General features: G+C 61.5%; 29 protein-coding genes. 2 read left to right on the top strand and 27 right to left on the bottom strand.

The genetic code is table 11. The features are described 5' to 3' along the window. Positions 1–200: 200 nt before the first annotated feature. Entirely contained in the window at positions 201–617 is a 417-nt protein-coding gene (locus tag ACIOVF_RS04225) for a quorum-sensing-regulated virulence factor family protein (protein WP_045193564.1), read from the top strand. A 5-nt stretch (positions 618–622) separates the two neighbouring features. Here ACIOVF_RS04225 and ACIOVF_RS04220 read toward each other — a convergent pair whose 3' ends face one another. Further along, positions 623–823, bottom strand: coding sequence for a hypothetical protein (locus ACIOVF_RS04220; RefSeq protein WP_045193565.1), 201 nt, complete (start codon positions 821–823; stop codon positions 623–625). A 394-nt stretch (positions 824–1217) separates the two neighbouring features. Between ACIOVF_RS04220 and ACIOVF_RS04215 the strand changes: the two genes are divergently transcribed. Then, complete coding sequence (locus ACIOVF_RS04215) at positions 1218–2336, top strand: LOG family protein (protein ID WP_401287771.1); 1119 nt, start codon at positions 1218–1220, stop codon at positions 2334–2336. Between the two features lie 4 nt (positions 2337–2340). Here the strand turns inward: ACIOVF_RS04215 and recX are convergent, their stop codons facing one another. The 26 genes from recX to ACIOVF_RS04085 form a co-directional block, all read right to left on the bottom strand. After that, complete coding sequence (gene recX / locus ACIOVF_RS04210; RefSeq protein WP_045193567.1) at positions 2341–2808, bottom strand: recombination regulator RecX; 468 nt, start codon at positions 2806–2808, stop codon at positions 2341–2343. A gap of 8 nt (positions 2809–2816) precedes the next feature. Continuing rightward, entirely contained in the window at positions 2817–3884 is a 1068-nt protein-coding gene (recA, locus tag ACIOVF_RS04205; protein ID WP_093386547.1) for a recombinase RecA, read from the bottom strand. 103 nt (positions 3885–3987) lie between these two features. Beyond that, positions 3988–4470, bottom strand: a complete 483-nt coding sequence (locus ACIOVF_RS04200; RefSeq protein WP_045193569.1) for a CinA family protein — start codon at positions 4468–4470, stop codon at positions 3988–3990. Between the two features lie 14 nt (positions 4471–4484). Then, complete coding sequence (locus ACIOVF_RS04195; RefSeq protein ID WP_401287766.1) at positions 4485–5051, bottom strand: hypothetical protein; 567 nt, start codon at positions 5049–5051, stop codon at positions 4485–4487. A 33-nt stretch (positions 5052–5084) separates the two neighbouring features. Then, entirely contained in the window at positions 5085–6386 is a 1302-nt protein-coding gene (locus tag ACIOVF_RS04190; RefSeq protein ID WP_045193571.1) for a colicin-like pore-forming protein, read from the bottom strand. A 43-nt stretch (positions 6387–6429) separates the two neighbouring features. After that, positions 6430–6930 carry a lysis system i-spanin subunit Rz gene (locus ACIOVF_RS04185; RefSeq protein WP_045193572.1) on the bottom strand — a complete coding sequence of 167 codons (501 nt, stop codon included), beginning with the start codon at positions 6928–6930 and terminating at the stop codon, positions 6430–6432. After that, complete coding sequence (locus ACIOVF_RS04180) at positions 6927–7472, bottom strand: glycoside hydrolase family 19 protein (RefSeq protein WP_045193573.1); 546 nt, start codon at positions 7470–7472, stop codon at positions 6927–6929. Before ACIOVF_RS04180 ends, ACIOVF_RS04185 begins: the two co-directional genes overlap by 4 nt. A 23-nt stretch (positions 7473–7495) precedes the next feature. Then, positions 7496–8548 carry a phage late control D family protein gene (locus tag ACIOVF_RS04175; protein WP_045193574.1) on the bottom strand — a complete coding sequence of 351 codons (1053 nt, stop codon included), beginning with the start codon at positions 8546–8548 and terminating at the stop codon, positions 7496–7498. A 68-nt stretch (positions 8549–8616) separates the two neighbouring features. Beyond that, positions 8617–8823 (bottom strand): tail protein X, encoded by a 207-nt coding sequence (locus ACIOVF_RS04170; protein WP_093386571.1) that lies wholly within the window; start codon positions 8821–8823, stop codon positions 8617–8619. After that, positions 8798–9643, bottom strand: coding sequence for a phage tail protein (locus ACIOVF_RS04165; RefSeq protein ID WP_045193576.1), 846 nt, complete (start codon positions 9641–9643; stop codon positions 8798–8800). Before ACIOVF_RS04165 ends, ACIOVF_RS04170 begins: the two co-directional genes overlap by 26 nt. Before the next feature lie 9 nt (positions 9644–9652). Next, the gene (locus ACIOVF_RS04160) at positions 9653–12223 is read right to left on the bottom strand and encodes a phage tail tape measure protein (protein ID WP_401287760.1); all 2571 of its coding nucleotides are present in this window, start codon (positions 12221–12223) and stop codon (positions 9653–9655) included. 140 nt (positions 12224–12363) lie between these two features. Next, entirely contained in the window at positions 12364–12666 is a 303-nt protein-coding gene (locus tag ACIOVF_RS04155; protein WP_045193580.1) for a phage tail assembly protein, read from the bottom strand. Positions 12667–12675: 9 nt separating this feature from the next. Continuing rightward, the gene (locus ACIOVF_RS04150; protein WP_401287756.1) at positions 12676–13185 is read right to left on the bottom strand and encodes a phage major tail tube protein; all 510 of its coding nucleotides are present in this window, start codon (positions 13183–13185) and stop codon (positions 12676–12678) included. A gap of 12 nt (positions 13186–13197) precedes the next feature. After that, positions 13198–14364 (bottom strand): phage tail sheath subtilisin-like domain-containing protein, encoded by a 1167-nt coding sequence (locus ACIOVF_RS04145; protein ID WP_401287753.1) that lies wholly within the window; start codon positions 14362–14364, stop codon positions 13198–13200. Positions 14365–14454: 90 nt separating this feature from the next. Beyond that, complete coding sequence (locus ACIOVF_RS04140) at positions 14455–14904, bottom strand: phage tail assembly chaperone (protein WP_045193585.1); 450 nt, start codon at positions 14902–14904, stop codon at positions 14455–14457. A gap of 19 nt (positions 14905–14923) precedes the next feature. Then, positions 14924–16867: a phage tail protein gene (locus ACIOVF_RS04135; RefSeq protein ID WP_052676453.1), complete on the bottom strand. Its 1944-nt coding sequence runs from the start codon at positions 16865–16867 to the stop codon at positions 14924–14926. Then, on the bottom strand, positions 16864–17469 hold the full coding sequence (locus tag ACIOVF_RS04130; RefSeq protein WP_045193586.1) for a phage tail protein I: 606 nt from the start codon (positions 17467–17469) through the stop codon (positions 16864–16866). The genes ACIOVF_RS04135 and ACIOVF_RS04130 overlap by 4 nt, the downstream gene beginning before the upstream one ends. A gap of 1 nt (position 17470) precedes the next feature. Next, positions 17471–18352, bottom strand: coding sequence for a baseplate J/gp47 family protein (locus ACIOVF_RS04125; protein WP_045193587.1), 882 nt, complete (start codon positions 18350–18352; stop codon positions 17471–17473). Positions 18353–18425: 73 nt separating this feature from the next. Beyond that, a complete protein-coding gene (locus ACIOVF_RS04120; protein WP_045193588.1) occupies positions 18426–18887 on the bottom strand; it encodes a hypothetical protein in 462 nt (153 codons plus the stop codon). A gap of 7 nt (positions 18888–18894) precedes the next feature. Next, on the bottom strand, positions 18895–19629 hold the full coding sequence (locus tag ACIOVF_RS04115; RefSeq protein WP_045193589.1) for a hypothetical protein: 735 nt from the start codon (positions 19627–19629) through the stop codon (positions 18895–18897). A gap of 5 nt (positions 19630–19634) precedes the next feature. Continuing rightward, on the bottom strand, positions 19635–20321 hold the full coding sequence (locus ACIOVF_RS04110) for a phage tail protein (protein ID WP_045193590.1): 687 nt from the start codon (positions 20319–20321) through the stop codon (positions 19635–19637). Further along, entirely contained in the window at positions 20318–20950 is a 633-nt protein-coding gene (locus ACIOVF_RS04105; RefSeq protein WP_093386602.1) for a phage tail protein I, read from the bottom strand. Before ACIOVF_RS04105 ends, ACIOVF_RS04110 begins: the two co-directional genes overlap by 4 nt. Further along, positions 20947–21927 (bottom strand): baseplate J/gp47 family protein, encoded by a 981-nt coding sequence (locus ACIOVF_RS04100; RefSeq protein WP_401287745.1) that lies wholly within the window; start codon positions 21925–21927, stop codon positions 20947–20949. The genes ACIOVF_RS04105 and ACIOVF_RS04100 overlap by 4 nt, the downstream gene beginning before the upstream one ends. Continuing rightward, on the bottom strand, positions 21924–22250 hold the full coding sequence (locus ACIOVF_RS04095; RefSeq protein ID WP_045193593.1) for a GPW/gp25 family protein: 327 nt from the start codon (positions 22248–22250) through the stop codon (positions 21924–21926). Before ACIOVF_RS04095 ends, ACIOVF_RS04100 begins: the two co-directional genes overlap by 4 nt. Positions 22251–22297: 47 nt before the next feature. Beyond that, on the bottom strand, positions 22298–22858 hold the full coding sequence (locus tag ACIOVF_RS04090; RefSeq protein WP_045193594.1) for a phage baseplate assembly protein V: 561 nt from the start codon (positions 22856–22858) through the stop codon (positions 22298–22300). Then, positions 22855–23373 carry a hypothetical protein gene (locus ACIOVF_RS04085; RefSeq protein ID WP_401287742.1) on the bottom strand — a complete coding sequence of 173 codons (519 nt, stop codon included), beginning with the start codon at positions 23371–23373 and terminating at the stop codon, positions 22855–22857. The genes ACIOVF_RS04090 and ACIOVF_RS04085 overlap by 4 nt, the downstream gene beginning before the upstream one ends. Positions 23374–23456: the final 83 nt, after the last annotated feature.

Below are 23456 nucleotides of genomic sequence, written 5' to 3'. Positions count from 1 at the left end.
TGCACGGACTCGGCAAGACGGAAATCCCGGGCAGTTTATCAGAGCCTGCCTACGGGTAGACTGGATTTGCCGTGCAGCTAAAGCAGCGACTCCTTATAATCTTCCACCTGTCGCTACCCGCTGGCCTTGCCGTTGCGCCGTGACGGAACACCGTGCGCCGTTGTTGGTCCAATTGCCAGTTACCGAACCAGGAGAGATTCATGCTGCGTTTCATCGTCCCGTCCCTGAGCCTGTTGCTCGCCCTGCCCCTGGCGGCCAATGCCGCGTCCAAGCAGGAGTACGAGCTGAGCCGGATGCTGCAAAAAGTTGCCACGCAAAGCAGCGTCGGCACGCCGCGGGCGATCAACGAAGACATCCTCGACCAGGGCTACACCGTCGAAGGCAAGCAACTGATCAACCACCTGAGCGTGCTGCCAAGCCATGCGCAAAAGATGCAGGCCGACCCCAACCGGGTACGCAGCCAACTGGGTGACAGCGTGTGCAAGAACACCGGTTATCGCCTGCTGATGGAAAAAGGCGCGGTGCTGACCTATCGCTTCACCGAGTACAAGACCAACCGCCCGGTCAGCGAACAGGCCTTCAACGCCGCCAGCTGCGGCCTGAAGCTCAAGAAGTAACGGCCTTAGGCAACCCGCTCCCTGTCGCGCCGCTGTTTTTCATCGGCGCGCAGTTCGGCCACCAGGGCCTGGATGTACCGCGAGTGCCGCTCCCCTCCCCCCAGCCGTCGCAGGCACTCCTGTTCAAGGCTCAGGTTGTTGGCCTGCGCCGCGCTCTGAAGCATCTGGAATAGCTGCTCGTCGAGCTCAAGGTTAAGCCGTTGCATGCTGCAGCCTCCCTGCATCGCGCTGACTCGCTCTGAGCTTCAGTTAACCAGACCCTCACAATGATTGGATCCCAGCTGACGAGCGGTTCCACTGCGGCGCGATACTGCGCGGATCATTCGGCATAAACACGCGCCAGGGTCTAGATTGATAGCAACCACCCTGTGATTTTTGGGCAAGCAAAGGGGGTTGCCCATGGATGCCTTGCGCTGCACCCGAAGCCATGAAGAACAATAAGTTGTATGGACCCATTACCACTGCACTGAGACCTTGCAGGTCTACTGCAATGCTCGGGGGTCACACTCGAGCCACGGCAGCCAGCGACACATGCAGTGTCGCGGCCGGGCAGCCCATTGCCGCCCGGTCAGAGGTTTTGCTGCAGAAGGAGACGCTTGAATGCCTTACCAACCGAATGAACTGCTATCGAGTCACTTCAGCAACAATGGAATCGACCTGAGCAAGATCGAAGAACAACTGAACCTGGTTGCGCCCAACAGCCCCAACCTGCCGCTGTACCGCGACATGATGCTGACCGTCCTGCGTATGGCCCATGACGACCGCAACCGCTGGAACGCCAAGATTACCCTGCAGGCCCTGCGCGAACTCGATCACGCCTTTCGTACCCTCGAACAGTACAAAGGCCGACGCAAGGTTACGGTGTTCGGCTCGGCCCGCACGCCGATCGAACACCCGATGTATGCCCTGGCCCGGGAACTGGGATCAACCCTGGCCCGCTCCGACCTGATGGTCATCACCGGCGCCGGTGGCGGGATCATGGCCGCCGCCCATGAAGGCGCCGGGGTGGAGCACAGCCTGGGCTTCAACATCACTCTGCCGTTCGAGCAACACGCCAACCCCACGGTGGACGGCACCGACAAGTTGCTGCCGTTCCACTTCTTCTTCATTCGCAAGCTGTTCTTCGTCAAGGAAGCCGACGCCTTGGTGCTGTGCCCGGGCGGCTTCGGCACCCTGGATGAAGCACTGGAAGTACTGACCCTGATCCAGACCGGCAAAAGCCCGCTGGTGCCAGTGGTGCTACTGGACTCGCCCGGCGGCAGCTTCTGGCAGGAGGCGCTGAACTTTATTACTCGCCAACTGGAAGAGAACCGCTACATCCTGCCCAGCGACATGAAACTGCTGCGCCTGGTGTACAGCGCCGACGAGGCAGTGGAAGAAATCAACCAGTTCTATAGCAACTACCACTCCAGCCGCTGGCTGAAGAACCAGTTTGTGATTCGCATGCAGCATCCGCTTAGTGAAGCCGCGCTGTTTGACTTGCAGGAGGGATTTGCGGACTTGCGCCTGAGCGGCAATTTCCATCAGCACGCCTATGGCGGCGAGCAGCATGACGAGGCGCGCTTCAGTCATTTGACCCGCCTGGCCTTCGCCTTCAACGGGCGCGATCAGGGGCGCCTGCGCGAATTGGTCGACTTCATCAATCTGTCGGAGAACTGGGCCAAGCCAGAGCCCATGCACACTACCCAGCGGGCACGGGAAGCATTGAAAGTCACCTGAGCCGTCAGTCGTCCAGCCCTCGGCCGCTCAACAGGCGGCCGACCGATTCCATGGAAAAACCACGGTAAACCAGAAAACGGGTTTGCTGGGCGCGGCTGCGCGGATCGACAGGCAACTGACCGGCAAACTTGCGCTGCCAGACATCCTGCAACAGCGCCGACCAGTCCACCCCGCATTCACGCAGGGCCTGGTCAATGTCACCGCGGTGCAGCCCGCGCTGGCCCAGCTCCTCACGAATACGCGCAGGGCCGTAGCCCGAGCGTGAACGGTAGCTAATGAAACTTTCCAGGTAACGGGCTTCGCTGAGCAGGCCTTCTTCCGTCAAACGGTCGAGTTCCTGGTCAATCAATTCGGCGGGGGCGCCGCGCTGACGCAACTTGCGCGTCAGCTCGACTCGACCGTGCTCGCGACGTGCGAGCAGGTCCATGGCTGTCCGCCTTACGGCGACGGGGGTATCGAGTACGGCGGACATGGGTGCGATCAGTAGCCGGCTTCAGCTTCGGTTTCGTCTTCAGGCTCGGCGTTAACCGCTGCAGCCTTGCCAGCCGCTTCAACGGCGCCGGCATTGAGCAGCTTGTCGCGGATCTGCTTCTCGAGCGTCGCGGCGATTTCCGGGTTCTCCTGGAGAAACTTGGCCGAGTTGGCCTTGCCCTGACCGATCTTGCTGCCCTGGTAGCTGTACCAGGCACCGGATTTTTCCAGGAAGCCGTGCAGCACGCCGAGGTCTATGATCTCGCCGTTGCGGTAGATGCCCTTGCCGTAGAGGATCTGGAATTCAGCCTGACGGAATGGCGGCGCCACCTTGTTCTTGACGATTTTGACCCGGGTTTCGCTACCAACGACTTCGTCGCCTTCCTTCACCGCGCCGGTACGGCGGATGTCGAGACGGACCGAAGCGTAGAACTTCAGCGCGTTACCACCGGTGGTGGTTTCCGGGCTGCCGAACATCACGCCGATCTTCATGCGGATCTGGTTGATGAAGATCACCAGGCAGTTGGCGTTCTTGATGTTACCGGTGATTTTACGCAGCGCCTGGGACATCAGGCGAGCCTGCAGGCCCACGTGCATGTCACCCATTTCGCCTTCGATCTCGGCCTTGGGTACCAGCGCCGCCACGGAGTCGACGATGATCACGTCAACGGCGTTGGAGCGCACCAGCATGTCGGTGATTTCCAGGGCCTGTTCACCGGTATCCGGCTGCGAGACCAGCAGGTCGTCGACGTTGACGCCCAGCTTGCCGGCGTATTCCGGGTCCAGGGCGTGCTCGGCGTCGACGAAGGCACAGGTAGCGCCGGCTTTCTGCGCCTGGGCGATGACCGACAGGGTCAGGGTGGTTTTACCCGACGACTCAGGGCCGTAGATTTCGACGATACGACCTTTTGGCAGACCGCCAATGCCCAGGGCAATGTCCAGGCCCAGGGAGCCGGTGGAAATGGCCGGAATCGCCTGGCGCTCGTGGTCGCCCATGCGCATGACCGCGCCTTTACCGAATTGACGCTCGATTTGCCCCAGGGCCGCAGCCAAGGCGCGCTTCTTGTTGTCGTCCATTGAAGTCCTCACGTAATCGATAGGGCCTGACGGCCAGAACACCTGTATAAGTAGCCAGTATTATTCCACAGGGTTTTGTTCCCGCCTACCCCCGATGTGCGATTTACTCTGCACCAAGGTGTAACAAGCCCTCTAGCGCGGCGATTACCGTTTGTCGGCGCACCGCATCGCGGTCGCCATCGAAGTGCCGGCGCTCGCTGCTGACATGGCTGCCATCGGCCCAGGCCAGCCATACGGTACCCACCGGTTTTGCCGGCGAGCCACCGTCGGGCCCGGCCACGCCGCTGACCGCCACGGCAAACCGCGCGCCGCTGGCCGCCTGGGCGCCACGGACCATGGCCTCGACCACTTCCTGGCTGACCGCCCCAACTTGCGCGAACAACCCCTCGGGCACCGCCAGCTGGCGGCTCTTCTGGCTGTTGGAGTAGGTCACGTACCCGGCCTCGAACCAGGCCGAGCTGCCGGGAATGCGCGTTATGGCCTCGGCGATGCCGCCGCCGGTGCAAGACTCGGCAGTGCTCACCTGGGCGTTGAAACGGCGCAAGTGCTCGCCCAGGCGGGCGGACAGTGCTGTGATCGGGTCCATGCCAAGCTCCTTGTTCAGTGCAGTTGCTTGCGCCGCGCCAATACTTCACGGGGGAAGCGAAACAGCAGGTTGTAACTGAAAAATGTCATCACGTAGAACGCCAGCAGTGACAACATCGCGACAAACGGAAACAACACCACGCTCTGCCCGAAAAAGCGAAATTTGCGCGAGTGGGTGGCGAAATCGGTGTAGGTAAAATAGTTCTGGTAGACCAGAAAAGCATCCAGCAGCACACAGCCCAAAGCGATCAAGGCATATTTTGCGATTGAAACCCGGGGCGGGGCCTCGGGCTGCAGCCGCGATCGTCTCATGATGCAGACCGTGATCCACACGGAGAAAACCGGCGCAGCCACGGCAATGTAGTTGCCGATGGCCTTGGCCGTTAGCGGGAACAGCGACGACCAGCCCCCCACCCGGCCCAGCAGGCAACCGTCGAGAAAGCGTTCGAGCTCAAAGTAGCCGCCCTCCTGGGCCTGGGCAGGAACCTGCCAGGCGAGCAGGACGATCGGCAGCAGGCTGACAGCAATGAGCACGTAGGGAATATGCAGGTAAGCCCCCTGCTGCTCGCTTCCTTTCGCCACGTTCATCCTTTCACCCGCCCTCTGCTTTGCTCGTCAGGGTGCTACGGTATCGAGCACCAGCTGGTTGAACGACTCCATGGCCTGCGCATCGATGTAAGACGAAACCGCAGCCAGAATCACCCCGGTGGCAATGATACCTGCACCGGCGGCCAAACCGGGTGCCAGCACCAGTGCCAGGCCTGCCCCCAGCAGGGCACCGGCGCCAGCGCCCACCAGCGTGCCCACGGCGATGCTTTCAAGCTCGAGCAAAAACGGCTTCCATTCACCGCTGCTGAAGCCGCTCGCCGCCTTCTGCGCCAGGGTCGTCGCCTGGACCATCTTGCCGGTAACCCCAAAGGCTTTGCCCAGGCGCTGGAAGTTGTCGGCGTAGGTTGCCACATCCAGGGCGTTGAGGGCCTGGGCAATGGCAGCGGTGTCCTTCTGGTTCATTTTGAAGCCCGGGTTGCGCGTGAGCTTTTCAAACGCCTGCATGGCTTGGTCATAACTTTTCACCGTCTTGCCAGAAATGCCTTCCTTCAGTTGTTCCGCAGCCTTGCCCATCTGTGTGCCGAAGCGGCTGGAGACCTCCTTGCCGACATCACTGGCAAAGGCCAACGCACTTTTGTAAGCCTCCTGCTCCGCCGCCTCGCGCGCTTGCGCCTGCAGCTTGTCGAGCTTTTCCTGCAGCATGGCATTGGCACTGAGGTCGACATGCAGGCTCAGACCTGCGCTGAGCACGTCCATTACCTGGTCGATGGCCGGCGGAATGTGGTCGTCGTCGAGGGTTTTCAGCTCGGCGACCATCCTGTCGATGTTGCGCTCGAGCAGCTCGCTGCCCGGCGAGGTGGACAGGCGCAGGCGGTTGAACTTGATCAGCTCATCGCGCTTGGCCATCATCGCCTTCACCACCCCGATGGAGCGTTCGAGTTTTTGCGCCTGGCTCAGGGCAGCGTCACTGCCAGCAGCGGCTTCAGCGGCTTTTTGCTCGGCGTCGAGCGTAGCCGGCAGGTTCCTCTCCTTGACCACGAAGCTGCCGCGAATCTCGTCGCGCACCTCGAGGATCTGATAGGGAAGAATGCCCCAGACCCCGACGCCAACATCGTAGTAGGCATCGATACTGGGCCAGCCATTCCCGGACAACACCGATTCGACGACGGTGGAGTTGAACACCATCGCGCCACTGAACGCCGGGCCTCCGGTTCTGGTGACGCCATCGATCGATACCGACACCGAACCGACCACCGAGCTGATGTTGCCACTGCCCCAGAAGCCGCCGAGCATCCCACCACTACCGGCACCGCTATCGCTGTTGCCGGGTGGGATCCCACGATCGACAACAATATTTTTTTCACCCATTACAAAGTCCTTTTCGTTAAAACGTAATTAAATAAATGTGCGCTCAGCGCACCAGCCCGCGCACGTACGCCTGGCACGCGCGCAAGGCGATCAGTCCGCGGTCACCGTCGTCGGTGATGGCGATAATTCGTTGCGCATGCGCCGGCTCAAGTCGGGCGCGTACGGGGTCATGATCCACGCTGCCGGTGCCGGGGGCGGCAGGCAGGCCGGCGCAACCGGCGGCATCGCGCTCGACCAGGACCGACAGCCGCACATCAGCAGTAGCCAGGCGATCACGCAGGCGTGCCTGAGTCTGTTGAGCATCGAGTAGCTCCTGATAATGGTGTTGCTCGCTGACCGCCAGGCGCTGCGCCAGCCCCTGGCGTTGCAGGCGCTCGGCGACCAGTTGCGCGGCAGCGGATTCAGCCTGGGCTTGCCACTCGCGCTCGTGCTGCGCCGCTTGCTCCGCCAACTGCCGGCCCATGCGCCAACTCTGGACTTGCCAGCTCAGCGCACAGGCCAGCAGCGTCAATAGCAGCCACGCCCCAAGCTGCAGGCGGCTCAACACAGCACCTCTCGGGCCCGCGCCCAGAGCCGCAGGCGATCTTCCAGGCCGTTGAGCCCGCCATTGATATGCCGGGTGATGCGGTTGAACTCGCCGCGGTCAGCCAGCTGGTTGAGGCCGCGCGAGTGCCAGAACCAGGCCGCCGACTCGGCTGCCCATTGTGGTTGTTCGAGCAGTTGCGGTTGCTTGAGCAAACGCTCATCGCCAAACAGGGCCATGCTGCAGGCCCGGTAATTGTTGCGCCCGGTGACCTGGATCAGGCCACGGCCGCAGTACAGCTGGCCGTCGCCATCGGCCTCGGGACTATTGCCCAGGCGCAGGGCCAGGGTGCCGGTGTCGTAGCGCGCCAGGTAACGGTCGTTGCCCAGCTCTTTGACGTAGCGCAACTGGCCGGACTCATGGCCGACCTGGGCGAGAAAAGCCGCCTGGCGCCGTGGGGTGTCGATGTCCCAGCGGGCCATGGCCAGGTTCAGTGCAGGTAGAAAAACGCCCGCATTCAGGCGGGCGTTGGGGAACACGGCAGCAAGTTGCTCCAGGGTCATAGGGGGTTCCTCATCCTTGGGGTTCAAAGGGGCTGCAACTGGACCGTGCGCAGCCCTGGCCGGCTTTTGGCCTGCTTGCCCCTGGCCTTGGCTTTGCCTTTATTGCCGCCGTTGCAGTCGACCGACGTCGCCCAGCCACTGGAGCTGAAGGTGTGTTCGACCGACTCGATCAGGTACTCACCATCCAGCCCGTCCTTGAAACCCTGGGTGAGGATCAGGCGCTCGGCAAACAGGTCGGTGCGCCCGGCCATTTCCAGGCGCACACTGGCAGTGCTGCGGTTGAACGCTGCCAGGCGTGCCTTGGCAGCCTGCTCGGCAGCAGCCTTGTTGGGGTAAACATGACGGTCGCTGTGCACCGGCTGCAGCCCAGCGGGCGAGGCATCGTTAGCCAGCTCGACAGTCTTCAGCTCGCCGCTTTTGGGATCCTGGTGACGGGTTTGCACAGCCTTGTGCGTGCCCTTGTCCGCCAGGCGAATCTGCCAGCGACTGACATCGCGACGGTTGATGGTCACCACGCCCAGGGCCTGCCCGCTGGCGCTGTGCCCGGCCTGACGCGACAGCACCAGCAACTTGCCGTCGCCGATCTTGGCCGTGCAGTCGTATTGCCTGGCCAGGCGGGTGATGAAGTTGAAATCCGACTCGTTGAGCTGGTCAACCCTGGGCAGCCGCGTGCTCACCGGGCAAACCGGCTGCCAGCCATTGCGCGCGGCAATGTCACGCACGATTTGCTGCAGCGGCACGTCCTCCCAGCTACCGCTGCGAATGCTTTTGCCGGTACCGCGCATGTCGCTGGCCTTGCCGCGGATGACGATGCTGTCTGGGGGGCCGGACAGCTCGATTTCATCCACGGTGTAGCGCCCCAGGCGCGTCAATACCTGGCCGGCATAGCCCAGGTGCACCTCGATCATCGCCCCCCGTGCCGGCAACGTCACCGCACCATCGCGGTCGTCGATGCGCAGCTCGAACTCGTCGGATTCCATTCCGGGCTTGTCCGAGGTCCGCAAGGACAGCAAGCGGTCGTTGATCAGTTCGGTGATGTCCTTGCCATCGGCAACAAGACGAAACACTGGCTGCATGGTTCAGGCTCCAGAAATGAATGACCCCGCACGCGGCGGGGTCTGGTGAGAATGGTTGTCGACGAGCGTCAATCCCACAGCTGCACCGTAGCGTCGCTCGCCGCGGGTAACGCCGGCAGCAGGATCTGTACCCCGGCACGAAATGGCTGGGGCTGCTCGGCCAGGCCCTGGTTGGCGCCCAGCACGGCCTCGACTGTGCCGTTCAGGTGGCCGTAGTAGTGCTGGCACAAGGTGTCGAGCACATCGCCTTCAGCGGTTCTGCAGGTCGTCGCCATAGCTCACAAACTCCAGTGAGAAACCTTGTTTTCGCGGAATGCCGCCAGCCAGCAGATTGCTCTGGTCTTCATCGACGCCGGTCAGGCACCAGGTGCCCAGGACCTCGCCGTAACCGCTGGTGAGGGTTAGCGGCTGCAATTGCCGGCCGATACTGCGCAGCGCCTGCAACTGGCCAAGCCCGCCCTTGAAGCCTGGGAAGATCGCCCCTTTGATGCTGATTTTCTCGTCACCCAGGCCCACTGCCTGCTGGGCGGTGCTGCGCGTCAGACGCTCCTGCCCGGCCCAACGGAAGCTCGTCTGCCTGCGCAGTTCATCGAACGCGGCGGTGTCGAGGTTGAAGTAGTAAGCGGGTGATTCGGGCTTGAGTGGTTGCACAATCAGCAAATGCGGGAACGGCTTGACTGCCTCTGCCGCCGGCGTCGCTTCGGGGGCGAAGCTGCTGGTCGGCAGGATATTGGCCAGGGACGGGCTGATCTTGCCCGCCACCCGGTTGATCGCGGCGCTGACCCGGCCAATCTGGGTCTTCACCGTGGCGACGCCGTCACGCACCTGCGCCACCACCGCCACGGCCCGGTCGTATTTTGCCAGCGCCTGGTCGACAGTGGCCTGGGCCTTGTTGATCGCGCGCAAGCTGCGCTGCAGCTTGGCACCAATGGCGGGCCCGACAAAGGGCAGCGCCTCGAGCTCGGCGGCGGCACCGACGAACTCGGCGGCGGCCTCCTTGACCGGCGCCAGCATTCCGTCCGCGCTGCGCCGCCCTGCTTCGCCCGCTGCCACCAGGGCGCCGAGCCCGGATTGCAACTGGTCCATGTAGGTCATGGCACCTCCTTAAGCAACATGAGGAACGTCGTATAGCTGACGACTGGTGGATTGACGGATCAGTTCATCAAACTGCCGCCGGACAATGGCCTCGACGTTCATGGCGAGCTGCGCGGGATCGCTCAATCCGCCCTGGACGGTGATCGGCATGTTCGGCGAGAAGGTGAACTGCTGATTGATCTGCGGTGCCGGCGCCGGAATCTGCACAGTAGAACTGGCGAGGCTGGGCAGTGTTTGTGCTGCAGGTGACGGCTCAGCCAGCGAGCGCACGACCTCACCCGGTACAGCAACAGCCGATGCCTCTTTGGTATCGCTCCCGGCTACCTGAACAGGCTTATCGCCGGCGCCGAACAGGCGCTTGCCCAACCAGCCACCGAGGTCTTCGCCGCCCATACCTCCGAGCATTGCGCCAATTGCCCCACCCACGGCAGTCCCCAGTACAGGTACCACCGAGCCCAGGGCTGCACCCGCAGCGGCGCCGGCCAGTGCACCGCCAAAGCCGCCGGCAGCGCTGCCATAACCCCTGGCCTTCTCTGCGGTCGTGCGCGCATTGCGATACGTGTCAACAATCCTCAAGCCAGCGTCGATAACAGACCCGCCCGGCAAGCGCCTGGCCAGGGGAGCGGCCTTGCTCACCGCCCCGAACATGCTCGCAGTACCGCCCCGAGAAGTGAAACCCTTGAGGGGTATCGGCGCGGGTGGCCCCGAATACCCTGCAAGGCTGACCCTGTTTCCGGTCCTCCTCCCAGATCGTTTCTGGTCACGCGGCGCACGGCGACCGCGACGGCCTCCCTGCCCTCCTGAACCACCGAGAAAGTCACCGGCATTGACCACGAACACGTTCAGCGGCTCGTTGACAATCAAAACGCCTTGGGCATTGTTCGGCGTCTCTACGCCCAGCACCTTGAGACCGATCTTCATCAATCCCGATGCCTTGCCTTGGCCACCCTCGAGCGGACGGCCTCCTGCCCCACCTGCGTTGAGTACACCACGACCGATGTTCAGCGCGCCCCGGCCAATCTTGACCGCGCTCAACGCCGTGAGCAGCACCGACACGGCACCACCGACAAGGGCGATACCCAGCACCAGCGATTGCGACTTGTCTGTCAGCGTGGTGAAGGCCTGGGCAACGGAAGTGATGACCTTGGCCGTCGTATCGGTGAGCGGCCGGATGGCATCGCCGATGCTGCGCAGCGAATCATCGAGTGCGCCGAATGCTTCGTTCCAGATCACCGTCGAGGTTTGCCGACGCATTTGCAGATCATGGTCAAGCCCTTCGCCTTCCTTGGGCTTGGCATCACGTATCTGCTTGTACAATGCCTGGTTCTGGGTAAAGGCCATCAACGCAGCACTGGTTTGTGCATCGGCAAAGGAATCGCCGGTACGCAAACTTTGCTCCAGGGCGTTGAGCAGGGTCCTGGCAGCCTGCGGATCAGCCTCCTTGCTGATCTGTTCAGTGGCCGCAGCCATCTTTCTGGCCTTTTCCGGGTTGGTCCTTTCGAGGTACCGCCGGGCCAGGTCAAAGCTCGACTCCAGCGCCGACATACCCTTCTGCAGCCTGGTGTTCATCGATCCCTGATAATCAATGCCGGCGTCGGCGTAGGCCGATACCGTGTCCTGGGAGTAGATGCCTGACATCCAGCTATTGAGATTTCCTGCAGCGTCATCCGAATTACCGGTCGCGCTGCGTTGAACCTGCAACATCGCCCCCACCTGGCTGACGGCAGCCAGACCGGTACTCCCCAAGGTGCCCATTTGCCCCAGCAAAGGTGCAAAGGACTTGGCCATGTCGGCGGCTTCAAAGCCGCCGGCCTTGCTTTGCACCGCAAGGACCTGCAGCGCCTGCTCCATAATCTTGGGGTCGGTGATCCGAGCGTTGTTTTGCAATGCAGTGATAATCGCTGCCGTATCCGCGCCACTCACGCCCTGACCGACAGCGAACTTGGCCGCCAGTGGTGCATAGGCCTGCGCCTTGTCCGCTTGCATGCCATTGTCCACCAGGCTTTTGACCAGGTTGGCAACGTCGTTGCGGGCCATGCCGGTGGTTTGCGAAGTCTGGATGAAGGTGCGGGCCAACTGCGCTTCCTGCGGTTTGCCAGCCACCCCGGCCTTGATCGCGATATCGCGCACGATCGATTGAAAATCCGCGCTGATCTTGGTCGGTATCGCCACCGCGCGAACGACAGTGGTGGCGCGGTCAACATTTGACTTCAGGCTTTCCTTGCCCTCGACCAATTGTTGGTGCCCCCTGGCTTGCAACTCGGCGCTCTTGGCCGTGCGCCCCAGCCGCTGGTACTCCTTGCCCAGTTTGCCGACTTGTACGCCCTGGGCGCGCAAGCTGTCGAGGTTTCGCTCCAGCTTGCGCAGCAATCCTGCAGCTGACGCCGAACCGCTGTCGTGGGCCTGCTTCCATTGCTGACGCAGCTTTATGGCCTCGCCAACAGAGTCCTTGAGCAGCGAAGCGTTGCGGCCGCGTTGCTCAAGGTCTTTGATACGGTCTTCGACCGCGTTTAAAACGGTACCTACCGTCGGGTTGACGGCGGCACCGATTACCAGCTCAAACGCCAGTTTGCTCGCCATCTGATCCCCCTTTGCATGGGCTATCTGCTCAATCCGTGAGCCACCAGACCATGTCGTTGAACGACATGGTCATGATTTCGCCGGCGCTAAAATTCAGCTCTTTGGCGAGCCGTTTTGCCGCCGCTTTCTGCAGCCCGGGATCAAAGCTCGTCGTCTTGCACCAGACGAAAATAGCCCGCCTGCAGGCGGCCATAGTCCTTGAGCGACAGGCCCTCGAGGTCCTTGACCCCGACCTCGGCCAGCGAGGCAAAGAGGTTCAGCTCGCGCTGCTCGTCATCGCCACTGGCCGCCGACTGGGCGGTGCGGATGTCGCGCACGGTCGGTGCACGCAGTGACAGGCTGTCGACCTGCATGCCATTGGCCTCACTGGCTTTGCTCAGTTGAACGACGACGCGTTCGGCACTGACATTCAGCCAGCTCGGCATTTTCGCGGTTTGAGTCATGTCGCCTCCTTACAGGCCCAGGGCCGAACGTTGGGCGGCGAGCTGGTCGACGCCGTTGATGACGCGCTTCATGCCCAGCGGATCGATTTCGTAGACCAGGCGGCCGTCGACTTCGAGCTTGTAGTAGGTCACGGCCACGTTGTGCTTGATCTCGGCCTTGTCGCCCGGCTTCCAGTCGCCCATGTCGACTTCCTTCAGGGCGCCGCGCAGGGTGACGATGACCGGAGTGACCTTGCCCTTGAGGCCCTTGAAGGCACCACGGAAAGTGCCGTTGAAGGCCGAGCCGTCGGCCAGGCCGAAGAACTTCAGCGACTCACGGCGCACGCCGGTGGTGACGAAGCCGGCCTCCTGTTTTTCCATGCCCTGGTCGATTTCGATCGCCATGTCCATGCCGCCGGCACGGTGCTCCTCCATCTTCAGGGTGAGCTTGGGCAGGGTCAGGCTGGGGACGTCGCCTTGAAAGCCGACGCCATCGACGAACAGGTTCAGGTTTGCCAGGGTTTCGGGAATCATTGCCATGGTTATTGCTCCTTAAACGGCTTGGTCGAGGACTTCGGTCAACCACTGGTTGGTGACCTCGACACGGAAATTCGGGTTCTCGGCGGGCGGCACATCGGTGAAACGGATGTTCCAGTAGACCTTGCCCTGCTCCAGCTGGCTGGCAGTGTTCAGCTCGGGATCGGCGAACACTTCGAAATTGATGATTGCGCCCTGGGCTTTCAGATCACGCATGAACGCCTGCAGGCCTTCGGTCACGTCCTTGACGTAGGTCGCGGTGATCGAGCGATCGACCGCCCACTTGTGGCCATAGAGGATCGCGTCCATGACGATGTCCATGGTCCGCACGCGGGTGACAAAGGCCCACTTCGGGTCGCTGCTCAAGGTACGGTTGCCCCACAGGCGGAAGCCGTCATCGCGGATCACGGTGGTGATGTTGGCGTTGTTGAGCAGGTTGGCGCGGCAGGTGGCGTCGCCATCCAGGTACTCGATCGAGCGGCTGGTGCCGGTGATGCCAACGAACTCCTTGTTCGATGGCGAGGCCCAGAAGCCATACTCGCTGTCGGTCCAGGCAAACAGGCCAGCAACCCAGGCCGACGCCGGCGCATCGAGGGTGGCGCTTTTGCCGGTGTCCCAGTACTGCACGCCCGGGTCGACCAGGTAGGCACGCTTGGCGCCGAAGTTCTCGGCGTAGGCGATGGCTGCTTCATCGGTGGTGTTCGGGCCATCGATAATGGCCAGGCCGCGCAGCTTGTCGGCCAGGGCCACCAGCGCGGTACCGACCGCCAGGGTCGAGCTGTGCTTTGGCGTCACCAGCAGGCGGGGCTGGGCGTTGAACCGGCTCTTGCCGTCCAGCAGTGCTTGCAGGCCGGTGCGTTTGCCGTCAGCCAGCACGCCGCCGATGATCGCCGAAGTCTGCGCAGCCTCTTCTTCGAGCTTGGCCACGCCGCAGGCGACGATCACCGCCTTGGCGCGGCTGTAGATCGCCTGGCAGGCGCGGGTTATTGCCGAGTCGGCGCCGAAGGCGGCGACGGCTTCACGCTCGCTGGTGATCAGTACCAGGTCGTTGGCCTTGGCGGCTGCAGTCGGGCCTTCGGTGAAGGTATCGACCAGGCCGATGATCGAGGAAGAAGGCAGCGCGATGGAACGTGCGCCGGTGTCGACGTTGGTTACGGTAACGCCGTGGAAGAATCCACTCATGGGTAAGTCTCCAGAAATGCGAAGGCCCCGCGGTGCGGGGCCTTCAGAGGGTTTGTCGCGGGTAAGAAAAAGCCCCGGCGGTGCGGGGCTTTATTGGGTTTGGGTGATGAGCCAGGTGGGTGCAGTTGGGCGCTGTCGCAGCTCGGGGAAAAGCTCTGCTTGCGGCCATTCCCGCAGCTCTGCTCGATAGAGTTGAAGCTCTTGATACTGCTCCGAACTTAGTGTGGTTTTCCCGGATTCCAGTTCGTCACGATGACGGGCAACTACATCGTCGGTCTCCCTGAGTTGGGCGTCCCGCCACTTCTTCTCTATGCCGGCAATCACCTCAGGCGGCAAAGGTGGGCGCTCTTTGGTCATTGGACGACCATCTTGATCCGCGTAAATCACTCGACCTTGCGATTGTTCTTCGAGTATACGTGCGTGGTGTTCTGCCGTTATCGAAACACTGTCAGCGGGCCATGTATTGCTGGCCTCATAAGAATTACGTAATTGCGCCGGGTAAAACGCCAACTCACTCGCGGAGAAAACATATTCGCTCATGGTGTACGGTTCCTCTTTATCAATAACCGATTGCGATGTAACTGATGCTGCGCGCATTGGGCGATAACCCCGCATTCGGAACGCCTTCAGATCGGAATGTGACGTTTTGCCTGGTCCACCCAATCACACGAGCAAATGAATCATCATCACCGGTCGCGCCGTTGACAGTTGTGGGTATGCACATGAGGCAATAATTAGGAAATGCCATATGGAAAACTGAGGAATAGTTTGCTTCAGCCGGCGTGAATACTGAACCGTACTGGATGATCATGCCGGTCTGAGCATCCCGCCAGAATCCTGATGCGCCGCCGAAAGCGGAAGTGTTCGCGATGCCCAAAATATTTCGGGCCGAAGGGACGTCGCCCGCGGACATCAGTGACTGCCCAACGGCGCCTGTGTGCTCCGTTGTGTAAATCTTTGCATTGGGCCCCCAATGCAAGTCTCCCGCCGCTGACATCAGCAACTGGCGAAACACCCTGTCACCCCAGTGAAATGTGATGGCGGGTGCGTACGTAATTGCACTTTGAGTGGTGCCCACCCGTGCTGTTTCACGAATCTGGATAGCCCCGTTGCGCCAGTCATTCCCAGGTGTTTTGGAATAGAACTCCGGAAACTGATCACTCGAAACACGTACGCCATCCGTTATCCCATATCCCGTAAGCGTCGTGGCTTTTGCTGCCTTGCCCGCCAAGGCATTGGTTATCGTTGAGGCGAAGTTCGGATCATTGCCCAGAGCCAGAGCAAGCTCGTTAAGTGTATCAAGGGCAGCCGGTGCGGCCGCGACCAGGCTATTGATAGCGTCGGTTACAAACTTGGTGGTTGCCGCCTGACTGTTACTGGTCCCGGGGACAGGTGAAGGCACAACCACGGTGCCGGTAAACGTAGGACTCACCAATGGTGCTTTGGCGACCAACAAGTTGTTTACTTGCGTCTGGCTATACGCATCGGTGATGCCATACCCCGCCAGCGTGGTTGCTTTGGCGGCCTTTGCAGCAAGCGCATTGGTCATGGTTACGGCAAAGTTCGGATCGTTACCCAGCGCGTCAGCAAGTTCTTTCAGCGTGTCCAACGTATCCGGAGAGGCCCCTACTAAAGCGGCAATAGCAGCTTTTACAAATGCAGTACTTGCTGCTTGTGTGCCATTTGCGGAAGCTGCGGCGGTAGGTACATTGACCACACCCGAAAATGTGGGGCTGGCCAACGGCGCCTTGCTTGCGAGGCCATTGACCATTGTGCCAGCAAAGTTAGGATCGTTATCTATGGCTGCAGCAAGCTTGTTCAGTTGATTCAGTAACCCTGGAGCGCCGTTGACAACACCGTCAATCGCCACCTGGATTGCAGCACTCGTAGCGGCCTTCGTGAACGCATCACCGATGCTGTAACCGGCCAAAGTCGTCGGGTTGTTTCCCTCAACCACAATGCCGCGATCGTTGGTTCTAACCTTGGTAAAAGTACCTGCCACCTTGTTCTTCGGTAAAACGCTCAAGATCGATGAGTCGACATACTCACGGGTCGCAAGAACAACAGACGGATCAATCTTCAACTGCACACTGGCAGTACTGGTCACGACAATGTTGAGCCGCACAATCTGCGTTTTACCGGTTCCCTGACTGAGCAGGGGCTTGAAACTGGGCGCACAGTTGGCTACTGCAACCAGATCACCGGCGGCGTCATACAGGCCAATCTCGCGAATCCACCAGCCACCCACATCCGGCGGTATCACTTGCTCGGCGATGATGATACTGGCGTTGTCCGGGTCAACCTTGACCTGGTTGAGCGGCGCCCTTCGGCGTTCGTTGATGAGTTTTTTCTGATCCCTCGACGGGATCGGGTCGGTCAGGTTGGCATCGCCAACCCCCATTTGTGCAAAGCTCCACGGCACGCCCAAGGCGTTGGCATTGGCCTGTTTGGCCTCGCCCACCGCCGTGAGGATGGCGAAGAACTGGCTTGTCTGGTCAGTCATGAGTACACGTCCAGGGTTTCAATTTGCTGTTCACGGCCCACAAGGCCATAGCTGCCGCGCACTTCAATGTCGTGAGAGGTCGGCGGATAAATGTCGATTTCATCGCCTTCAGAAAGGCTTATTCCCAAGCGCAGATAGCCACTGCTGGCGAGCGTGATTGCCAGCCCCGTCAGGTGGCGACTGACCGGCTTGGCGTCATCGATCAGGCGGGTCAGTTCCAGGTACATTGCTTCGGAGATTCCGTTCTCCAATACCCCGACCTGCAGCGCAAAAGTGCCCGGTGCGCCTTGCGGTACCGTCTGCCACCACTCCTGCACTTCGATCAGGTAACCCAGCGGCTCCACTACCCGGCGCAGCGCACCAATGGTGCCTTTATGGGCATGCACGTAGAACGCCGAGCGGATCACCGAGCGCTTGATTGCCTCCGGCCAGGTTTCATCCCAGCGGTCCACCGACCAGGCCCAAGCCAGCTGATGCAGCAGGTGCGCCGGGCAGGTGTCGGGGTTGTACAGCGTGCGCAGGGGGACGTCGGTGGTTTCAAACCCGGCAGCCTCGATGGCCTGTTCGAGATCGGTGCTGTTGAGCGGCAGCAGACTGTCCATGTCAGCTCCCCCGCGTCACGGTGATCCCTTCGCACCAGGCCGCTTGCGCCTGGGTCGGGCGGATGTCGGTCCAGTCGTTCAGGTCGACCCGGCTGACGCCGTTGATGTGCAACTGGGCGTCCACGCCCGAGCGGGCCACTTCGACACCCAGGCGCCGGCGCGGGTTGATCCAGGCTTGCAGGCGGCGTTTGCACTCGGCAAGCGTTGCTTCGATCTCCGGGCCGTTGCCGCTCATGTGCACCACGGCATCGATGCGGTAACGCAGAATTTGTGCGCCCTGAACCGTCAGGCGGTCACCCACCGGGCGCACGTCATCGTCATTGAGCTTGAGCCGCACGGTGTCCAACAGCGCAGCCGGGGCACTGCCATCGCCTTCGAGCGCCAGCACCGTCACCACCACCTGGGCCGGCAACGGGCTTTGGGCAGTGGCATCGACCACCAGCCCGGAAGCGTTGCGGGCATGCAGGATGTAACTGTTGCGCGGGCCCGCAGTGGTCAGCCCCTCATAGACCAGCTGCACCCGCTCGCGCAGGGCGTCGTCTTCTTCAAGCACTTGCGGCGTTGGCGGCACGCTGCTGGCGTCGGGTGCCTGCACCACCAGGCGCTGCAGCTGTACATTGGCCGCCAGTTGATCAAGGTCGGCGCCCTGCGCATAGGCCAGCATCAGCGCCTTGGCGGCATCGTTGACCCGTGCGCGGTTGAGCAGCTTGCGATAGGCGCCGACTTCCAGCAGTTTGTTCACCGGGTCGCTTTCGACTGTAGCGTCCCAGTTGTCGCCCATGTGCAACCGGAAGGTCGCCAGGTCAGCCTGGAACAGCGCCTCGAAATCGAGGTCTTCCAGAACCTGCGGCGCGGGCAGCGCCGAAAGATCCACACTACTCATGCCGTCACCTCCGGCGTGCTGCAGAAACGAAAACGCCCCGAAGTTCGGGGCGCTCAAAGCATGCGGCAAAGTGTCAGACGTTACCGACGTCGACCACACTTGCGCGAATGGCAGCAATGGCCTGATCGGCAATGGCTTCGGCTTCTTCATGGCTGCCGGCCTTGAGCGCGGACTGTTTGCCCTTCAGGCGGGCGGCGCGGATGGCGTAGAGGGCGGTTTTCCAGGCATGGGCTTCGGCGAGGATGCTTTCGGCCGCAGCTTGTGGAGTCAGATTGGCAGCGTCGCTCCAAGCCAGAACGGCAGGCGGCACATCACCTTTAAAAGACGCAGTAGAAAAGACTTTTGCCTCAACCTCAGCCAGTTGATATTCAATTACACGCAACGAACTGCCAACTGCGGCTGTACGTGCGTTGTCAGCAGCTTCATCGATCTGCTGCGCAGCGACAAGACGGGCAGCCCCAATAGGCAAACTCGCAAATGAATATCCCACATAGTTACTGTTATTGAATGTGATGTTAAGATTTTGATCTTGCATGTCAGCCTCAGAGTTTGAGTAAATTGGTAAGCAAGTAACTCAGGTTTCCAGGCGGGGTACCCGCTGGTACGCCCGGGAGAATAGAGCCCTCAAGCGCCGTAGGGATCACTGTGTTGGCTACCGAAAACACTACCGTACTGGCATTTGGCCCCACTATTTTCCCCACGAATGTGCCACGCAGCTCAAAAGCAATGTTGAACAAACGAATTGCCAGCGTCGCCGGCCCCAAGCTCCCAGCATAGGTAAGCGAGTAGTACGCATTGATCGGAGTACTGGAGGACTCGCCCGCAGGCAAGCTTACTGTGAGGTAGGCCAACTCAAGCGATACCGAGCCCACTTGCTGAAACCCGCCCATTGAGCGTTGGCCATTAGAGGTTATGTATTCATTTAGAATAAGCTTACGGCTTAATTCACTATCAACATCTCCACGAATAGTGACCCTACGATTGCGAACTACCAACGGAGAGGACAGTACGTAATCCTTAAGTAGAATGATTACGCAGCCACCGCCTTCCGGCGTTGCTGAAAGAGCTGCTGAGATAGTCTTCATCGGTGCAGCTTGAGTACCCAAGGCCAGGTCATCGCCTGCTGTGCCGTCAACATAGAACGTTCTTGCAATAGCCGGCACCGCCGCAACAGCCGCCGCCACCGCCGCATCAATCCCCGCCTTCTTGCCATTAAAGTAACTGATCAAATCAGTGGTTTTCGTCACCAGATTGGCAACATCAGTCTCAAGACTCATCGGTCTTATGCTCCGTGCATGTTTTCAATAACGAGTTTTTGCAGTGCGATGACCGCCGCTGCATTGCTCACTGTGGCGCTCAACAGGCCATCGCGGTCTGTGCTCTGGCGTTGCTCCGCCGCTTTCATACGTTCAATCAGGTTGGCAATCTGCTCACCTGCGATCCGCTGGCGCGTGGCCTGATCATCCAGCCGGTCCTGCTGTTGCAAGCCGCGCAGTTGCTCAGCAATCAACGCCGAGGCCTGGGCCGCCAGCGGCGCCGCCAAGGTCAGGTTGAGCCCGGTCGCACCGCTGACGATGGTCACGCTGTTGGCCGGCAAGGCCGCCAGTGACAGGTCGTAGGCGAGCAGCAGGTCAGTTCCTGCAGGCTTGTAGGCCAGGGCTTCAGTCGGGTGTGACCACACCGCCAGCAAGGTGCCGTCGCTGAGCAGAAAGCCGACTTCACGCACCCAGAAAGCGCGATCTCCATCCGCCACCGCGGTGAGGTGCAGCTGGCTATTGCCCAGGCGCTCGCCACCGGAAATTGGATACTTGGCGGTTTGCGCTTTCAGGCTTTTTTGCTCGGCATTCGGTGTGTAGCCCGACGTGCCCAGCACCACATGGCTGATTTCGGCCGCCAGGCCGCTGTTGTCGGCCCGCCAGATCGCGGCCAGGCCGGCCTTGGTAATGACAGGTTGCAAGGGTGTACTCATAGCACTGCCTCCATCGTGCCGCGCACGACGATGCGGGCCCGCGCCGCGTTGGCGACCTGCAGGCCCTGTTGCGCATTGATCGGAACGCCCGTGGCCTCGGCTGATCGCCGAACCAGGGCATAGAGGTTGGCGGCGTTGGCCAGGCGCAGGCCGCCGTCAAAGCCGGCGCCCAGGCGAAACTGGTAATGGCTGCGCTCGTTTTTCGCCGCATCGACCAGGGCACGCAGCCGGGCGTAGAGCTGTGGCGAAAGAATCGAGCCCTCGCCCGGGCGGTTGTCGTTGGCCCAGGCGGTCAGCTCGAAGGTGTAAGGCGCGGCGCCGGGAATCTGCTGCCACTCCCTGAATTGCGAATTGACCCGCACCGCCTTGAGCACCCGACGCACCGCGCCCACCGTGCCCTTGGTCTTGTGCACCGGAATCGCCTCGTGAATCAGCTCACGTTGCTGCGTTTCGGATTCTGCCGCCTCCCAACCGTCGACCTTCAGCGCCCAGGCAAGCCAGGGTAGAAAGTTCGGCGGGCAGCGGGCCGAGTCGGCCACACCGTGGATGATCTGCGCATCGATGTTCAGGTCGCAGGCTACCGATAAGGCTTGCTCAAGCGCTGTGGAGTTCTGTGGCAGCAGGCTCATGCGACCACCTCGGTGCTCAAGGTGATGCTGCGACAACTTGGATAGTGACGTTTGTCGCTGATGACATCCGCAGTCGGCTGGGTAATTCGCACCCGCCGAACGCCTGCGGTATGCAGTGCGGCGTAGATGGCTGAAATCGGCAACAGCCCTTGCAGTTGCCGGGCCTGGGCGATGGTGCCTTCCAGCGCGGCCCGAACCTGGGCTTGGACCACCATCGGATCCGGCCCGGCTTCCAGCTCCAGAGCCGCGACCACGCTGAACTCGGTCGGCTGGCCAAGCTGCACGCGCGGCCGGTCGGTTAGCGGGCGCACGTCCTCAGCTGAAAGCGCAGCCTCCACGGCGCCAACCAGTTCGTTACCCGGCACCGGGCTGTCAATGCGAGGCAGCACAGCCAGCGAAACATCGCCCGGCAAGGGCTTGTCCAGCCCGGCGTTGTAGTCACACACCAGGACAATGGCGCCGGCCGGCAGTTGCGCTTGCAACGCGGCACTGATCGACAGCCCCGTGAAGGTTGGCGAATCCACCGACACGCTGGCGACATTGGCCGAGGCGCTAAGCCCGTGAAATTCATAGGCGCCGCGACTACCGGCTACCGACAAAGCCTCAAGCGACAAGCGGGTGCGGTAGCGCAACTCGCTATCGCCCTCCAGCACCGCCACCACGGGGGGCACGGCATCGGGATCGGCAGGGGTAATCACCAGGCGCTGCACGCCATAGTCGGCCGCGCGATGGTCCAGGTCCGCGCCCTTGGCATAGGCCAGCAGGCTGGCCTTGGCCGCATCATTGATCCGGGCCCGGCCGAGCAGCTTGTGATAAGCCGCCACTTCCAGCAGCTTGACCACCGGATCGGACTCCAGCAGCGCACTCCATTGATCGCCCATCTGCAGGCGAAAATCCTCCAGCACCTGCTGATACAGCGTTTCGAATTCTAGGGTTTCCAGTACATCCGGTGCCGGCAGCAAGGAAAGGTCGATCATGCGACCACCTCCAGGCTGGTCGGTTGCGCCAGGTAGACCCCGGTCAACTGCAGCGTGACCTGCCCGCCCACCACCGCCGTGACCCTGACCCGTTCAAGCTTCAGACGCGGCTCCCAACGGCCCAGTGCGCGTGCCACCTCCGCCTGCACCGCGCTCTTCCAGCCTTCGTTGACCGGCAAATCGACGAAGCGGCGTAGCTTGCTGCCGTACTCCGGGCGCATGCGCCGGCTGCCCAGTGGCGTGGTGAGGATGTCTTCGATGGACTGGCGTAAATGTGCAATGCCGGACAACGGTTGGCCGCTCCGGCGATCCATGCCGATCATTGATGTTCTCCAGGCGTAAAAAAGCCCGCAGTGGGCGGGCTGGTTTTTTAGTGTTTGTGATTGGCGGTGTTGCCGCCGGTGTCGATGATCTTGCCACCGCCGAGGATGTCGCCGGTTACCCGCAGGGGTCCGTTGATCTGCACCTCGCCGGTCAGGGTGATGCTCGCGGCATTGGCGGTGATGGCCTGGTCGGTGACCACAGCCGAGCTGCCGCCGACCTTGATGCTGACGGTACCGCTGGGCAGTTCGATGCTGTAGCTGCGGGCCTGCCAGTCATAGACCAGTGAGCCACCATCTTCGAAACGCCAGACCTCGACATGCTCGCGGTTGTCCGCTGGTGCCCCGGCGTTGCCATACAGGCCAGGCACAAAAGTACCTTGCGCCGGCTCACCGCTCGGGCTGATCAGCACCCCTTGCTCGTTAAGGCTTGGCGCACGCCAGTGGCGGGCCTTGCCGGCGGCCTGGCTGTGCCAGCGCAACCAGGCGCTGGTCCAGCCAGCGCCGTCGGACACCCGAACCCGGGCAGCGGCAAGGTCAACGGCGACCACCCGGCAAGGAATCACCAGGCCGGCGAGCATGCGGTCATGCATGGCGCTGGCATAGCTCATTGCAGGTCCTCCGGCGACTGGTAGCCGCCCTCGAAGCCCGGCCCGGTGTCGGGGCTGAAGGCAAACGCCAGCGGGCCCGGTTGATCAGGCCATGGCCATTGCACGGTTCCCAAGTGTAGGATCTGCTGCCATTGCACCAACCAGCCAACGACAGGGGTTGCCCCCGGAGCCGATTGAACAGGCTCGGCCAGCACACTCATCGCCGCTTCAACAAACTCCAGCTCCCAGAATTGTTTGCGCAACAGTACGATCAGCTGGGTAGCCAAAGTGACAGCTTCCAATGCCGCGTGTTGGCGAGCGGAGTCAATCACGATGCGCGCTTCAACGGTAGCGATAACGCACGAACGACCGTCGCCTGGATCTTTTGCCGGTTTAAGGCTGGAAATGGAATGAAACAACGCTGGCAGCGCTGTGTGCTGGTCCGCCTGCCCATAGGCGTCGACGGTTTCAAACTGAGGCAAGGCGGCCTTGATAGTCGCGCTGATCGCCTCATGCAAACGGTTCAGTTCGCTCATGATCAGTCCTGTGTCGTGGAGCTCGCAAAGGCTATTCGCGGCTAAAAACAGGCAAAAATAAACCCGCCATAAGGCGGGTTCAT

This window comes from Pseudomonas sp. NPDC087612 (assembly GCF_044743505.1).
In the GTDB taxonomy this organism is placed as follows: Bacteria; Pseudomonadota; Gammaproteobacteria; order Pseudomonadales; family Pseudomonadaceae; genus Aquipseudomonas.
Note: the sequence above shows the minus strand (reverse complement) of the source record. Positions and strands in the feature narration are given on the sequence as shown.